The sequence below is a fragment of the Alteromonas sp. C1M14 genome, from assembly GCF_018860965.1.
GTDB lineage: Bacteria > Pseudomonadota > Gammaproteobacteria > Enterobacterales > Alteromonadaceae > Alteromonas.
The window spans coordinates 61999-76272 of record NZ_JAHKQF010000013.1 but is presented as its reverse complement, the minus strand read 5'-3'; the positions used below and the strand labels follow the sequence as shown (position 1 = coordinate 76272).

Annotated in this window: 13 protein-coding genes; 8 read left to right on the top strand and 5 right to left on the bottom strand. The window is 46.0% G+C overall.

Annotated features, from left to right (window positions below; translation table 11 throughout):
• Window positions 1–165 precede the first annotated feature (165 nt).
• Window positions 166–1575: an alanine/glycine:cation symporter family protein gene (locus KO501_RS11560; protein WP_216029833.1), complete on the top strand. Its 1410-nt coding sequence runs from the start codon at window positions 166–168 to the stop codon at window positions 1573–1575.
• A 59-nt stretch (window positions 1576–1634) separates the two neighbouring features.
• On the opposite strand, the gene KO501_RS11555 is transcribed toward KO501_RS11560, so the two are convergent.
• Window positions 1635–2189, bottom strand: a complete 555-nt coding sequence (locus KO501_RS11555; protein ID WP_216029832.1) for a carboxymuconolactone decarboxylase family protein — start codon at window positions 2187–2189, stop codon at window positions 1635–1637.
• A 139-nt stretch (window positions 2190–2328) separates the two neighbouring features.
• On the opposite strand from KO501_RS11555, the gene KO501_RS11550 reads away from it, so the two are divergent.
• The gene (locus tag KO501_RS11550; RefSeq protein WP_216029831.1) at window positions 2329–2919 is read left to right on the top strand and encodes a TetR/AcrR family transcriptional regulator; all 591 of its coding nucleotides are present in this window, start codon (window positions 2329–2331) and stop codon (window positions 2917–2919) included.
• A 13-nt stretch (window positions 2920–2932) separates the two neighbouring features.
• Here KO501_RS11550 and KO501_RS11545 read toward each other — a convergent pair whose 3' ends face one another.
• Both KO501_RS11545 and KO501_RS11540 read right to left on the bottom strand, forming a co-directional pair.
• Window positions 2933–3112 carry a hypothetical protein gene (locus KO501_RS11545; protein ID WP_216029830.1) on the bottom strand — a complete coding sequence of 60 codons (180 nt, stop codon included), beginning with the start codon at window positions 3110–3112 and terminating at the stop codon, window positions 2933–2935.
• Window positions 3100–4272 carry an FAD-dependent monooxygenase gene (locus KO501_RS11540; protein ID WP_216029829.1) on the bottom strand — a complete coding sequence of 391 codons (1173 nt, stop codon included), beginning with the start codon at window positions 4270–4272 and terminating at the stop codon, window positions 3100–3102. The genes KO501_RS11545 and KO501_RS11540 overlap by 13 nt, the downstream gene beginning before the upstream one ends.
• A gap of 204 nt (window positions 4273–4476) precedes the next feature.
• On the opposite strand from KO501_RS11540, the gene miaB reads away from it, so the two are divergent.
• The 6 genes from miaB to KO501_RS11510 all read left to right on the top strand — a co-directional run bounded on the left by miaB (window position 4477) and on the right by KO501_RS11510 (window position 10402).
• Window positions 4477–5913, top strand: coding sequence for a tRNA (N6-isopentenyl adenosine(37)-C2)-methylthiotransferase MiaB (gene miaB, locus KO501_RS11535; protein ID WP_216029828.1), 1437 nt, complete (start codon window positions 4477–4479; stop codon window positions 5911–5913).
• Window positions 5914–5936: 23 nt separating this feature from the next.
• Window positions 5937–7001, top strand: coding sequence for a PhoH family protein (locus KO501_RS11530; RefSeq protein ID WP_216029827.1), 1065 nt, complete (start codon window positions 5937–5939; stop codon window positions 6999–7001).
• Window positions 6998–7468, top strand: coding sequence for an rRNA maturation RNase YbeY (gene ybeY, locus KO501_RS11525; RefSeq protein WP_216029826.1), 471 nt, complete (start codon window positions 6998–7000; stop codon window positions 7466–7468). Before KO501_RS11530 ends, ybeY begins: the two co-directional genes overlap by 4 nt.
• A gap of 32 nt (window positions 7469–7500) precedes the next feature.
• Window positions 7501–8358, top strand: a complete 858-nt coding sequence (locus tag KO501_RS11520) for a transporter associated domain-containing protein (RefSeq protein WP_216029825.1) — start codon at window positions 7501–7503, stop codon at window positions 8356–8358.
• Between the two features lie 5 nt (window positions 8359–8363).
• A complete protein-coding gene (gene lnt, locus KO501_RS11515) occupies window positions 8364–9878 on the top strand; it encodes an apolipoprotein N-acyltransferase (protein WP_289847299.1) in 1515 nt (504 codons plus the stop codon).
• 89 nt (window positions 9879–9967) lie between these two features.
• The gene (locus KO501_RS11510; protein ID WP_216029823.1) at window positions 9968–10402 is read left to right on the top strand and encodes an Hsp20 family protein; all 435 of its coding nucleotides are present in this window, start codon (window positions 9968–9970) and stop codon (window positions 10400–10402) included.
• A gap of 56 nt (window positions 10403–10458) precedes the next feature.
• Here the strand turns inward: KO501_RS11510 and greA are convergent, their stop codons facing one another.
• Both greA and carB read right to left on the bottom strand, forming a co-directional pair.
• Entirely contained in the window at window positions 10459–10935 is a 477-nt protein-coding gene (greA, locus tag KO501_RS11505; RefSeq protein ID WP_216029822.1) for a transcription elongation factor GreA, read from the bottom strand.
• A gap of 113 nt (window positions 10936–11048) precedes the next feature.
• Window positions 11049–14270 carry a carbamoyl-phosphate synthase large subunit gene (gene carB, locus KO501_RS11500; protein WP_216029821.1) on the bottom strand — a complete coding sequence of 1074 codons (3222 nt, stop codon included), beginning with the start codon at window positions 14268–14270 and terminating at the stop codon, window positions 11049–11051.
• Window positions 14271–14274: the final 4 nt, after the last annotated feature.

The window sequence follows — 14274 nt, the reverse complement described above, 5'->3', positions numbered from 1 at the left end:
AAGCCAATCTTTGATTGGCTTTTTTTGTTTCTACATCACGTTTGTCTTTAGCTGCAACATACCACCTAAATTTCCCCCTTTGCTAACAAAGCTCTTTCCCCTTCCTTGGGTTCTGATAACATAAACCTACTAACCTATATAAGAATAAAATATCAAGGAACTCATGTGATTAACGATATCGTCTCGGCCGTAAATAATGTGTTGTGGGGTGATGGCCAAGTCCTTATCGTCATGCTGCTTGGTTGTGGTATTTGGTTTACGTGGAAACTGGGCGCCGTACAACTTCGCCACTTTACCCATATGTTTGTCCTTTTAAAGGGCAGTACCAGCTCAACCAAAGAGGGGATAAGCTCTTTTGGTGCGTTATGCACCAGCTTATCTGCTCGGGTTGGGACCGGTAACCTGGCAGGCGTCGCCATGGCAATTTCACTAGGTGGCTCAGGGGCCATTTTTTGGATGTGGGTGATTGCCTTTTTAGGGATGGCCACCGGCTTTGCCGAAAGCGTATTAGGCCAGCTATATAAAGTAAAAGACGAAAATGGCGAGTTTCGTGGCGGTCCAGCTTATTACATTAAGCAGGGCCTCAACAAAACGTGGCTCGCGGTGGCCTTCTCACTTTGTTTATTTTTCGGCTACGGGTTTGTGTTTAGTGCTGTTCAGGCCAATACCATTACCGACGCATTAAATAACGCCTATGGCTTTTCGCCCTTCTATAGCGGCTTGGTGATCATTGCCCTTGCCGCACTTATCGTGGTGGGCGGATTAAGAGGAATTGCACGATTTGCAGAGTGGATCGTCCCTTTTATGGCCATCAGTTATGTGATTGCAGCGCTTATTATCATGTGTATCAACATTACCGAACTACCAGGTGTGTTCCTCGATATCATTAAATCAGCGTTTGGCTTACAAGAAGCTGGCGCTGGCATGTTAGGTGCCGCCATCAAAAATGGTATCCAGCGTGGCCTATATTCCAATGAAGCGGGCTCAGGTAGTGTACCTCACGCCGCCGCAGGCGCTGCTCCAAAGCCAAACCATCCGGTGTCACAAGGCTATATTCAGATGCTAGGGGTTTTTATTGATACCATGATTTTATGTTCTGCCACCGCCTTTATTATTCTGTTAGCTGGCGGCGAAGCCAGCGGCAATATGGAAGGTATTGGAATGACGCAAGCGGCAATGAATACACATGTGGGTGGTGGTGGCACGGCCTTTGTTTCCGCCGCCATATGCTTGTTCTCTTTTACCTCTGTGGTGGCAAACTACGCCTACGGAGAAAGTAACCTGCACATGTTTAAACTGGATAATAAACTTGGCCGCATGGCATATACCATTGGCTATCTCGGTATGATTTTATGGGGTGCGATGGCTGCCCTGCCTACCGTATGGGCCATGGCAGATATGGCATTAGGATTAATGTCGGTAATCAATATTATCGCCATTGTCTGGATGACGCCCACCATTGTCGCGATTAGCAAAGATTATTTTGCCAAATTAAAATCGGGTAAGGAAATAACTTACAAGGCCGGTGATGCCATCATTCAGGGTGAAACAGAAAAAGGGGTGTGGCGGGATTAGTCACATTTAACGTGCGCTGTGTAGTTATTAACTACACAGCGCCAATTAGCAATGGGATGTTACTTTTTAGGTTCCCAAGCAAATTTTTCGAACGCTTCGTCCACTGGGGTTTCCGCCAAGTGATTGGTGTAATTGCTCATTACCTTCTGCGATAAAATCAAGATAATCTCAAGCATATTTTGTGCAGTATACCCTGCATCCATGAATGCTTTTTGTTCTTTGTCACCAATGACACCTCGTCCTCGAGTGACGGCTAATACTGTATTTCTCAACGCATTAAGTTTACTGTCTTTCAATTCTTCGGCGTTTCGTAATGCCTCAATCAGTTCATCACTCACATTCATGCTCTTAGCAATACCTGTGTGAGCAGGAACACAATAGTGGCACTCGTGCTCAACGTTAATTGTCTGCCATACCACGGTAAGTTCATCGGCATTAAATGAGGTCTTTTGCGCAAGTTCATGCAGTAACTGATAGCCTTTAAGCAATTCAGGGGATTCCGCCATCACTGCGTGGAGATTAGGGATCATACCAAAAGCGCTCTGTGAGTTTTCCAACAAGGGTTTGGCATTATCAGGGGCAGTATCTTTTGTATGTAATGTATACGTTGTCATAGCATCTCCAAAATTAAGAAAAAATGACATCCACTGTTATGTGGATGTTTACCTTGGACGTCAATATAAGTACTATTGAACAGTTGTTCAAGATCAACTTGAACGAACGTTCAAGTTTGAAGATATAAGGTATAACCAAATGAGATACACTGATGAAGTGGTTATTGAAAAAGCAACGCGGTTATTTTGGCAAAAAGGCTATCTTGCTGTCGGTATGCGTGAGTTACAAAGTGCGTTGGATATGCGTCCAGGCAGCATTTACAATCGTTTTAAAAGTAAAGACGGTTTGTTTTGTCAAGTGATCCAAGCTTATGTGGTACGCAGTGAAAATGAATTGCTGGCGGTTGCCCAAAGCGCCACTCCCCTCGCCGCGCTCAAACACTACTTTGTCACAACGCTAACGGCGTCTGCGGATCACGTTCATCAACGTCAGTGTTTATTGATAAAAACCCTGGCTGAAATTGACAGTGTAAATGCCGATACCCGGTTTGTGTTATCTGAGGGAATGAAGACCTTGAAGCAGGCATTTATACAGGTGGTTGAGCAATTAGTGCACGCCCATGAAATACCTCGAGGTATGGAGTGCGAGAAAGTGGCCACTTGGTTGCAAAGTCAGTTTATTGGTTTACGGACGTTTTCCCTTATTACTCAAGACGATATTCAAGTAAGCCAGTTAATTGAAAAAACATTGGTTGATCTACAAGGGCCCTGGCCTGTCACAGCTCACTAGCAAGGTTAGCGCCCTAACCTTGCATCATCATTCGTATGAGTTGTAGCACCAAAGCAATCATAATTAGCGGCCATATCCAGCGGCTAAGCTTTCCCGCCGTTTCCCCACTAATACGCATTTTTGAGCGTTCAATAAGTGGCACAATTATAATTAATGCCAAAAACAATACGCCCAGTAAAATCAGAACTTCCATTCATCCATCCCTATTGCATGTTTTAATAACCCAACCTTAAGGGGACCGCTGATATCTGCCCCTTTGAGAAGTAGGTTTCTTATCATCTTCAATGGGGGTATTTGATTACTAAACAAGGCATAAAAGCCGTCCATAGCAGACATCATGCGCAAATTATCCTGACGCCGCGGTCTCGCATAATCTTGGGATAAATGTTGATAAAATGACGGTTCATCAGGTTTGCTCGTTGCGGTAATCGCCAGTAATGCCGATACATCTTTAAACCCAAGATTCACGCCCTGCCCAGCCAATGGATTAATGGTATGAGCCGCATCACCAATTAAAATCACCCCCGGTTGAATATAGCGGGTAGCATGAGAACGGGTTAACGGAAAGGCCGCTTTATCAAGGACTTCAAAGTCGTCTAAGCGTTGGGGAAAATGCGCTAGCACCTGCGCTTTTAATTGTTCAGGGGGTAAACCACACAACTGATTGATGCGTTGTGGGCTGTCATACCAAATCAGTGACCCATAATTGTCGTACATGGGTAAGTAGGCCCGTGGTCCAGACGGAAAAAACTGTTGCCAGGTTTCTCCTTTGCTTGGCGTTGCCGACTTTATAATAATTCCCATGGCCTGTTGCTGATATTGCCAGCCGCTCGTACCAATGCCTGCCAACGCCCTTACTCGACTGCGAGCGCCATCGGCACCAATCAAATAACGGCTAGTGACGGTGTTACCTTTTTCCAGCGTTAGCGTTACACCATTATCGTTGCAGGTATAGCCCACTAACCGATTCTCTTTGATCCAGGTTACATCTTGGTTCTCTAAAGCAGCATAGCAGCCCAGCTGAATTAACCGGTTTTCAACGAAGTAGCCTAAATGGGATTGCTGAATACTTGCGGCATCAAAAGATGCAGCCATTGTGGGGTTCTCCCACACCGACAATTGGTCGTAAGCTTTAACACGATATTGTTGAATATATGACCACGCGCCTAGCTTTTCTAGCAACTGACAAGAGGCTAAACTGATAGCCGAAAGGCGCAAATCCGGTGGCTGGTGTGTGTCGAAAGGCTCTGGCATTGCAGATTCAAGGATCACTACCTTGTAACCTTGCTGTACCAAGCCGAGGGCTAGGCTACTGCCTACCATTCCGCCACCATTGATACAAAAATCGTACATAACGTCTCCTGATTCGAACCGGCATTATGACGTAAAGCTATAGGTTACGCCATGGATCATCCCTAATACCTTGCGATAGATCAGACAGCTATATGCAACCCAAAGAAAGGATTTAACCGTTTTAATGAATGACTGGGCAAAACACTCTACAACAGGTAAAATACGCGGCTATTTTGAACATTTACCTGAAAACCTAAAGTGAATATGACCAAAAAGCTGTTTATCAAAACGTGGGGCTGTCAGATGAACGAGTATGACTCGGAAAAAATGGCTGACTTGCTGGACTCAACCCACGGTTATTCGCTAGCGCAGGAAGCCGAAGATGCGGACGTCATTCTGTTGAATACTTGTTCCATTCGTGAAAAAGCGCAGGAAAAAGTATTCCATCAATTAGGCCGCTGGAAAAACCTTAAAAAACACAACCCCAACCTGATTATTGGTGTGGGCGGTTGCGTGGCATCACAAGAAGGCGATCATATTCGCCAGCGTGCCCCCTTTGTTGATTTAGTTTTCGGCCCTCAGACGCTTCACCGCCTCCCTGAAATGATTAATCAACTACAAGGCGGTGCTCGCTCTGTTGTGGATGTCAGTTTTCCTGAAATAGAAAAGTTCGATCGTCTTCCTGAGCCTCGTGCGGAAGGCCCCACGGCTTTTGTTTCTATTATGGAAGGCTGTTCTAAGTACTGCACGTTTTGCGTTGTTCCTTATACCCGTGGCGAAGAAGTCAGTCGACCGGTAGACGATGTCATATTAGAAGTCGCCCAACTTGCAGAGCAAGGGGTTCGCGAAGTGAATTTACTGGGTCAAAACGTCAATGCCTATCGTGGTGAGCATCACGATGGCACAGTGTGTCGTTTCGCCGAGCTGTTAGAATTAGTCGCCGCTATCGACGGTATTGACCGGATCCGTTACACCACGTCTCATCCGGTAGAATTTACCGACGACATTATTGCTGCCTATGAAGTGATTCCTGAATTAGTGGATCACCTTCATTTACCAGTACAAAGTGGCTCTGACCGCGTGCTTAATTTAATGAAGCGTGGTCACACCGCATTAGAATACAAATCCAAAATTCGCAAATTAAAGAAGGTACGTCCTAATATTAGTATGTCCTCCGACTTTATTATTGGTTTTCCCGGTGAAACCGATGCGGACTTTGAAGCCACTATGGACCTAATTCAAGCGGTGGATTACGACCTTAGCTTTAGCTTCATATATAGCGCTCGCCCCGGCACTCCAGCTGCGGATGCCGTGGACGATGTTAGCGAAGACACCAAAAAACAACGCTTGTACTTGCTTCAACAGCGCATTAACCAGCAGGCACTGCGTATTGCCAGAAATATGCTAGAAACAGAACAGCGTATCTTGGTTGAAGGACCATCGAAGAAAAACCCCATGGAATTAACAGGACGAACTGAAAATAACCGTGTGGTGAATTTCGAAGGCACCCCAGATATGATTGGTGAATTTGTTGATGTCAAAATTACCGATGTTTTTAGTAACTCATTACGGGGTAGCCTAGTAAGACGGGAAAAAGACATGGGCTTGCGTGTAGCCATTTCGCCCCAATCTATAACCGCAAAACATCAGGATAACGCCCCTGATGCCCTTGGCGTAGGTCAATTTGTCCCTGCCCATTAATGTAAAGTGAGGAAATAAACGACTTGAGTACACTGGTAAGTAACGAAGTAATTTTAGAACCGGTTGATAACAAAAGATTATCAAGCTTGTGCGGGCCCTTTGATGACAACATCAAGCAAATTGAACGTCGTCTGGGGGTAGAGATCTCATACCGAAATAACACCTTTAAAGTACTTGGTGATCCCCTTCAGGCTAAGGGTGCGGTTGAGTTATTAAAGTTACTTTATATTGAGACCCAGCCAGTTAAAGGTCTTATTCCTCAGTTAGATCCACAACAAGTGCACTTAGCCATTCAAGAAGCGCGCTTGTTGGAACGGGGTGAAAACAACAGCAATAGCAAGGATGTCACCATTCGCACTAAGCGAGGCGTGATCAAACCCCGTAACCCCAATCAGGCCCAATACGTTGCTAATGTGGTGAATCACGATATTACCTTCGGTATTGGCCCGGCAGGCACCGGCAAAACCTATTTGGCGGTGGCCTGTGCCGTGGATGCACTAGAACGCCAAGAAGTAAGACGCATACTTCTTACTCGCCCTGCAGTAGAAGCGGGCGAAAAGCTGGGCTTCTTACCTGGGGATCTATCGCAAAAAGTCGATCCGTACCTACGTCCACTTTACGATGCGCTGTTTGAAATGCTTGGCTTTGAAAAAGTCGAAAAACTCATGGAGCGTAACGTGATTGAAGTGGCACCTCTCGCTTATATGCGAGGCCGTACCTTAAACGATGCTTTTATAATTCTTGATGAAAGCCAGAACACAACAACCGAACAGATGAAGATGTTTCTGACCCGTATCGGTTTTAATTCAAAGGCGGTGATCACTGGCGATATTACTCAGGTCGATTTACCCCGAGGCGTGCGGTCCGGCTTACGTAACAGTATTGAGGTGTTAGAAAACGTCACCGATATATCGTTTAATTTCTTCAAAGCAGAAGACGTGGTACGTCATCCTGTTGTGGCTCGTATTGTTCAGGCTTATGAACAGTTTGATAGCGACCAAGAACGGGCTCGCCATGCTAAACGGTTAGCGGCAGAGCAAGAAAAACTGAACGCCTCTTCACAGGACGCGGACAAAGACAGCCAGTGAACACCTTAATAGATGTGCAGATAGCCTGTGATACTGATCAACAAGGTTATTCAGTTCCCAATGATGACCTGTTGCAGCATTGGGCTGACAGCGCTTTAACGGCACTGGATATAAGCGATAAAGAAGTGACACTTCGATTTGTGGACGCCGATGAATCGCAATCTTTAAACCTCACTTACCGAGGCAAAGATAAACCCACCAATGTGTTGTCTTTTCCCTTTGAGTGTCCGCCGGATATTCCGCTTAATTTACTGGGTGATTTGGTCATCTGTGTACCGGTTATCCATCAAGAAGCCGCTGAGCAGCGTAAAAAAGTCAATGACCATTTTGCCCATATGATCGTACATGGGATCTTGCATTTATTGGGCTATGATCACATTGACAATGAAGAGGCAGAGACCATGGAACGTCTTGAAACTTCAATTTTAGCGCAGTTAGGCATTGACGATCCTTACCAAGAGCTTTAACTTTTACCCTACAGAGAACTAAAAAGACCATTATGAGCGACGATAACCCTCACTCTACCAACGGCTCGACGAGCAAAGGTTGGTTAGATAAAATAAGACTGACATTTTCCGGCGAGCCGAGAAGCAAACAAGACCTGGTAGAAGTCATTACAGAAGCCGAACAACGGGAGCTGATTGACCCTCAAACCAGAGAAATGATTGAAGGCGTTATCGGCGTTAACGAAATGCGCGTACGGGATATTATGATCCCACGCACCCAAATGACCACCATCGACATTGAGCAAAATGTGGAAGAGTTTCTCCCTAAGATCCTCGAAACAGCCCACTCTCGTTTTCCGGTTATTAGTGAAGATAAAGACCATATCGAAGGTATATTGCTTGCCAAAGATCTGCTGGACTACGCGTTTACCCCTGATAGACCTTTTCAACTATGTGATGTGATTCGTCCCGCGGTGATCGTACCTGAAAGTAAACGGGTAGATGTCTTGCTCAAAGAGTTTCGTCAGCAACGTTATCATATGGCCATCGTTGTGGATGAATACGGTGGCGTATCCGGTCTTGTCACCATCGAAGACATTCTAGAACTCATTGTGGGTGAAATTGAAGACGAATACGATATCGATGAAGACGGCACCGAAGACATAAAGCCATTGAATAAATCTACCTACTCGGTAAAAGCCCTTACCGCCGTGGATGATTTTAACGATTTCTTCCATACCGAATTTAATGAAGAAGATGCAGATACCATTGGCGGCATTGTCTTAAAAGCCTTCGGTCATATGCCCGAAACCAATGATGAAATTACCATCAGCGACATTCATTTTAAGATAACCAATTCAGATAAACGCAGATTGGTACAGTTAAAAGTGACTGTTCCAGCTATGGAGTAAGACCGCTGAAAACCTGGTTCCCCTATTTACTGGCACTCCTTAGCGGTGCCAGTCTTACTTTTGCTTACGCGCCTTTCGCTATGTGGCCGGTTACCTTTATTGCATTGGCACTGGCCTTTCGCCAACTATCCGCGGTGTCTCGGCCTTTTCTATGTGGCTGGTTGTTTGGCCTCGGCTGGTTTGGTGCGGGTATCAGTTGGGTACACGTCAGCATTGCCGATTTTGGCGGTTTACCTCTTATTGCCTCTGTTAGCCTTATGCTACTACTTTGCAGCTATTTGGCACTGTATCCGGCCACCGCCCTATGGGTTACTAAACGTTACTTCCCTGCCCGATTATGGCCGTTAGCACTGCCATTTTTTTGGTTTATTGCCGAGTGGGTTCGCAGTTGGATGCTCTCTGGCTTCCCTTGGTTATCGGTGGGATATAGCCAGGCTGTAAGTCCCTTAAAAGGCTGGTTGCCCATTATCGGTGAAACCGGGGTTACCCTCATTGTTATTGCCCTTGCCGCCTCGATAACACAAGTTAAGCAAATTAAACAAGCCATCGCACCGAGTCTCGCCTTTGCGACCGCATTGTTGTCAGGTTATATATTACAATCGGTGGACTTTGTCAGTGTTAAAAAGACCTACCAAGTTGCCATGGTTCAGGGCAATATTGCCCAGTCAATACGCTGGACGCCAGAACACGACGGCCCCACCATGGAAAAGTACCTCTCCCTCACTGAACCTTTGTGGCAAAGTGACTTGATTGTTTGGCCTGAAGCGGCCATTCCAAAGCTGGAAATCATGGCCAGTGACTATCTTCATACCCTTGATGCAACGGCCATAGAAAATAACACCAGTCTTATCACCGGCATTGTTAACTACAACTGGGAATCACAAGAGGCTTGGAACAACCTGATCGTATTAGGGAAGCAATCGGCTGAGGATTCAACGCCTCAGTACACCTACTTCCATAGTGATCGCTACGCCAAGCATCACTTGCTACCCGTGGGTGAATTTGTGCCCTTCGAAGATTTTCTACGCCCCCTTGCTCCCTTGTTCGATCTCCCCATGTCGTCTTTCTCCCGGGGGGATTACCAACAGAAGAACCTCATGGCGAACGGCATTCACCTTGCCCCTGCCATTTGCTTTGAAATCGCATTTCCACGTCAGGTCGCAGCCAATGTGCATGACGATACAGACATGATCATTACCGTGAGTAACGACGCCTGGTTTGGCCATTCTCATGGGCCAGCACAGCATTTAGAAATTGCCCAAGTCAGGGCCATGGAAATGGGCAGACCGGTTATTCGCGCCACCAACAATGGCATTACGGCTTTTATCAACGCCAAAGGGGAGATTGTCTCGGCACTTCCTCAATTTGAATCCGGTAGTATTGTAGCGCCTGTGCAAGCCACTAAAGGTTTAACCCCTTATAAACGCTATGGTGATCTCTTTGCTTTGTTTATTGGTTTAGCTGGGCTCGCTTGCGCAATCGGGATCAAAAAAACAAACGCCCCCGCGCCTCGACAATAGCGTGAGTAGGAAACAAGCAACCCGTTGTTTTAACCGCACCATTGGGTGCGTACGGGTTAAGGACGAACGTTTAAGTTCAGGAGACGAAGATGCCTAGTATCGATTTAACACCACTATACCGCTCGTTTATTGGCTCAGATCACTTAGCAGCCTTGGTTGAAGCGGCTAAAGTTGCAGAAAAACAAAGCGGTTATCCACCTTATAACATCGAATTAATGGATGATACCCATTATCGCATCACCATGGCTGTAGCCGGTTTTAGCCAACAAGAAGTCATTATAGAAACCGTTGACAATAAACTGGTGGTGGCCGGTAAAAAAGCCCCCGTAACAGGTCAGGAAAGAAAGTTCTTACATAAAGGCATTTCAGAACGTAATTTTGAACGGACTTTTCAACTAGGTGACAACGTTAAGGTGTGTTCTGCGGACATGGAAAATGGGCTTTTGAATATTGATCTTGAACGTATTGTTCCGGAGCCTAAAAAAGCTCGCCGTATTAGTATTGGCTCTAACCAACCCAAATAAAAAAGGCAAGGGTTGTGCCCTTGCCTTTTATGAAACGTCTTCGCTAAAAAAAACGTTTATATATATTCCACTTCAATGATCTCAAACTCCACCGTGCCTGCAGGGGTTTGAATATTTACCACATCGTCGACTTCTTTGCCGATAAGCCCTCTGGCGATGGGTGAGTTCACTGATATTAAGTTGTTCTTAATATCGGCTTCATCATCACCAACAATGCGATAGGTAGTCTCAGCGTCGGTCTCAAGGTTCATAATGGTAACGGTAACACCAAAAATGACCTTACCGTTGTTATCCATTTTCGTCACATCAATGATTTGTGCGTTGGAAAGCTTTCCTTCGATATCTTGAATTCGTCCTTCGCAAAAACTTTGTTGTTCACGGGCCGCATGATATTCGGCGTTTTCTTTTAAATCTCCGTGCTCACGAGCATCCGCAATAGCTTCAATGATGCGTGGACGGGTGACTGTCTTAAGCTCATTTAATTCTTCGCGCAATAGCTCTGCGCCACGAGCGGTCATCGGATACTGACTCATGGTTTTATCTCACTTGTTTTTTTGACCATCGATGATTAAAAAAGTGCGCCAAACTGGCGCACTTTTTTTATAAGGCTGATTGTGAAGAATACCGCACTTTTCAGGTTATGTCATTAACCATGAATGCGTGCATGTAGCTCCTGCACTGACGCCACCTTGTTTCTGTCGTCCGCTGATTTTGCCTGAATAGTGGCAAAAGCGGCGTTCATTGTCGTCGTGTAGGTTATCTTATTAAGTAACGCTTCACGACGAATGTAAACAGAATCAGTAATGGCTTGTCGCCCTTCTGTGGTATTAATAATGTAGCTATATTCGCCGTTTTTAATCGCATCAACGATATTAGGGCGACCTTCAGATACTTTATTTACCACCGTATTTTTAATGCCAGCTTCATCTAATGTAGTGGCAGTACCACGGGTACATTCCAGTTCAAAGCCTGCTGCAATCATGGCTTTTGCCAGATCAACAATGCGGGCTTTGTCGTTGTTTCTAACCGAAATCAACGCTTTACCTTCACGTGGTAAGGGTGCGCTTGCCCCTAAATTAGCTTTTGCATAAGCTTCTTCGAAGGTATCACCTACGCCCATGACTTCGCCGGTAGAGCGCATTTCTGGGCCAAGTAATGGATCCACACCTTGGAACTTAGCAAAAGGTAATACCACTTCTTTAACAGAATAAAACGGCGGAATAATTTCCTCTGTTATCCCCTGCTCTGCCAGCGATTGCCCAGCCATACAACGGGCCGCCACTTTAGCTAACGGTACGCCGGTTGCTTTCGACACAAATGGCACCGTACGAGCTGCCCGTGGATTCACCTCAATGAGATACACTTGGCCATCTTTAATGGCAAACTGGGTATTCATTAAGCCCACAACACCCAACTCTAATGCCATATCGCGGACTTGCATGCGCATCACATCCTGAATCTCTTTAGATAAAGAATGGGGTGGCAATGAACAGGCGGAATCACCAGAGTGAACCCCGGCTTGTTCGATGTGCTCCATGATGCCGCCAATAACAACGTCTTTTCCATCACAGATGGCGTCGATATCCACTTCTATGGCGTCATCTAAGAAACGGTCTAACAACACAGGCGCGTCATTAGACACTTTTACCGCTTCAGTGAGGTAACGTTTCAAATCTTTTAAGTCGTAAACAATTTCCATTGCCCGACCACCAAGGACATAAGAAGGACGTACCACCAAGGGGAAGCCAATTTCTTCAGCTTTCGCCAAGGCTTCTTCGGTGTTAGTTACCGTGGCATTAGCAGGCTGTTTAAGGCCTAGCTTGTCCACCATATGCTGGAAGCGTTCTCTATCTTCAGCGCGGTCAATGGCTTCAGGTGACGTACCAATAACCGGTACACCATTGGCCTCTAGCGCCCGCGCTAATTTAAGCGGGGTTTGACCGCCGTATTGAACAATCACACCTTTTGGCTGTTCTTTAGCTACGATTTCCAGCACGTCTTCTAAGGTCACTGGCTCAAAGTACAAGCGATCAGAAGTATCATAATCCGTAGAAACCGTTTCTGGATTACAGTTAACCATAATGGTTTCGTAACCGTCCTCGCGCATCGACAACGCAGCATGCACACAGCAGTAATCAAATTCGATACCTTGACCAATACGGTTTGGTCCGCCGCCAAGTACCATAATTTTATCTTTATCTGACGGGTTCGCTTCACATTCTTCATCGTAGGTTGAATACATGTAAGCCGTGCTGGTGGAAAATTCCGCCGCACAAGTATCGACACGCTTGTAAACCGGATAAATATCAAAGCCTCGGCGCACATCACGGACATCACTTTCTTGGGAGTCTGTTAATTCAGCCAACCGAGCATCAGAAAAGCCTTTACGTTTTAGTTGACGTAAAAAGTCAGCGTCGAGGGCTTCTAAGCCAGCTTCACTAACCTTGGCTTCCTGTTTAACTAAGTCTTCAAGTTGCACCAAGTACCAACGGTCGATATTGGTAACCTTGAATACCTCATCCACCGTCATTCCCATACGGAAAGCATCGGCAATGTACCAAATACGTTCTGCACCCGGCTCACGTAGTTCGTACATGAGCTTGTTTTTCGCGTCTTCGTCGTCTAAATCCAGCACAGGGTTTAAGCCTGTTGCACCAACTTCTAGGCCACGCAATGCTTTTTGAAGGGACTCTTGTTGGTTACGACCAATGGCCATGACCTCACCCACTGATTTCATTTGCGTGGTTAGACGATCGTTTGCGCCAGCGAATTTCTCGAAGTTAAAACGGGGGATTTTGGTCACAACATAATCGATGGATGGCTCAAAAGATGCCGGTGTCAAACCACCTGTAATATCGTTGGCCAATTCATCTAAGGTGTAACCAATCGCCAATTTCGCGGCAACTTTGGCAATGGGGAAGCCCGTTGCTTTTGATGCCAGCGCAGAGGAGCGAGACACACGAGGGTTCATCTCGATGATGACCATGCGACCGGTTTTAGGATCCACACCAAATTGTACGTTTGAACCACCGGTTTCCACGCCAATTTCACGCAACACCGCCATGGCAGCATTACGCATAATCTGGAATTCTTTATCGGTAAGGGTTTGCGCCGGTGCTACGGTAATGGAATCACCGGTGTGAACCCCCATGGGATCGAAGTTTTCAATGGTACAAACAATAATACAATTATCGTTTTTGTCCCTAACCACTTCCATCTCGTACTCTTTCCAGCCAATGAGTGATTCATCAATCAACAGCTCACTGGTAGGGGAAAGATCTAAGCCTCGATTACAAATTTCGTTAAATTCTTCAATGTTGTAAGCGATACCACCGCCGCTTCCACCCATGGTGAAAGAAGGACGAATAATACAAGGGAAGCCAATGCGCGAGAGCACATCGTGGGCTTCTTCCATTGAGTGGGCAATTTCAGCATGCGGGCATTCAAGGCCAATAGAACGCATGGCTTTATCGAAACGCTCACGATCTTCGGCTTTATCGATGGCGTCGGCAGTGGCCCCAATCAATTCAACGTCAAATTCCCGTAACACCCCTTCGCGGTTAAGATCTAACGCGCAGTTCAGTGCGGTTTGTCCGCCCATGGTAGGTAATACCGCATCAGGACGTTCTTTTTCAATGATTTTTCTAACCACTTCCCAGTGAATGGGTTCGATGTAAGTAGCATCGGCCATTTCTGGGTCGGTCATAATAGTGGCAGGGTTTGAATTTACCAGAATAACCCGGTAACCCTCTTCGCGTAAGGCTTTACAAGCCTGTGCGCCTGAATAGTCAAATTCGCAGGCCTGGCCAATTACAATAGGGCCAGCACCCAAAATAAGAATACTTTTTATATCGGTACGTTTTGGCATAGTC

What these genes read in the sequence shown, in the direction of transcription:
- KO501_RS11545 (WP_216029830.1), bottom strand. Translation starts at nt 3,112, where the DNA reads ATGGAAGTTCTGATTTTACTGGGCGTATTGTTTTTGGCATTAATTATA.
- KO501_RS11520 (WP_216029825.1), top strand. Translation starts at nt 7,501, where the DNA reads ATGAGCGACGATAACCCTCACTCTACCAACGGCTCGACGAGCAAAGGT.
- miaB (WP_216029828.1), top strand. Translation starts at nt 4,477, where the DNA reads ATGACCAAAAAGCTGTTTATCAAAACGTGGGGCTGTCAGATGAACGAG.
- KO501_RS11540 (WP_216029829.1), bottom strand. Translation starts at nt 4,272, where the DNA reads ATGTACGATTTTTGTATCAATGGTGGCGGAATGGTAGGCAGTAGCCTA.
- carB (WP_216029821.1), bottom strand. Translation starts at nt 14,270, where the DNA reads ATGCCAAAACGTACCGATATAAAAAGTATTCTTATTTTGGGTGCTGGC.
- greA (WP_216029822.1), bottom strand. Translation starts at nt 10,935, where the DNA reads ATGAGTCAGTATCCGATGACCGCTCGTGGCGCAGAGCTATTGCGCGAA.
- KO501_RS11550 (WP_216029831.1), top strand. Translation starts at nt 2,329, where the DNA reads ATGAGATACACTGATGAAGTGGTTATTGAAAAAGCAACGCGGTTATTT.
- KO501_RS11510 (WP_216029823.1), top strand. Translation starts at nt 9,968, where the DNA reads ATGCCTAGTATCGATTTAACACCACTATACCGCTCGTTTATTGGCTCA.
- KO501_RS11555 (WP_216029832.1), bottom strand. Translation starts at nt 2,189, where the DNA reads ATGACAACGTATACATTACATACAAAAGATACTGCCCCTGATAATGCC.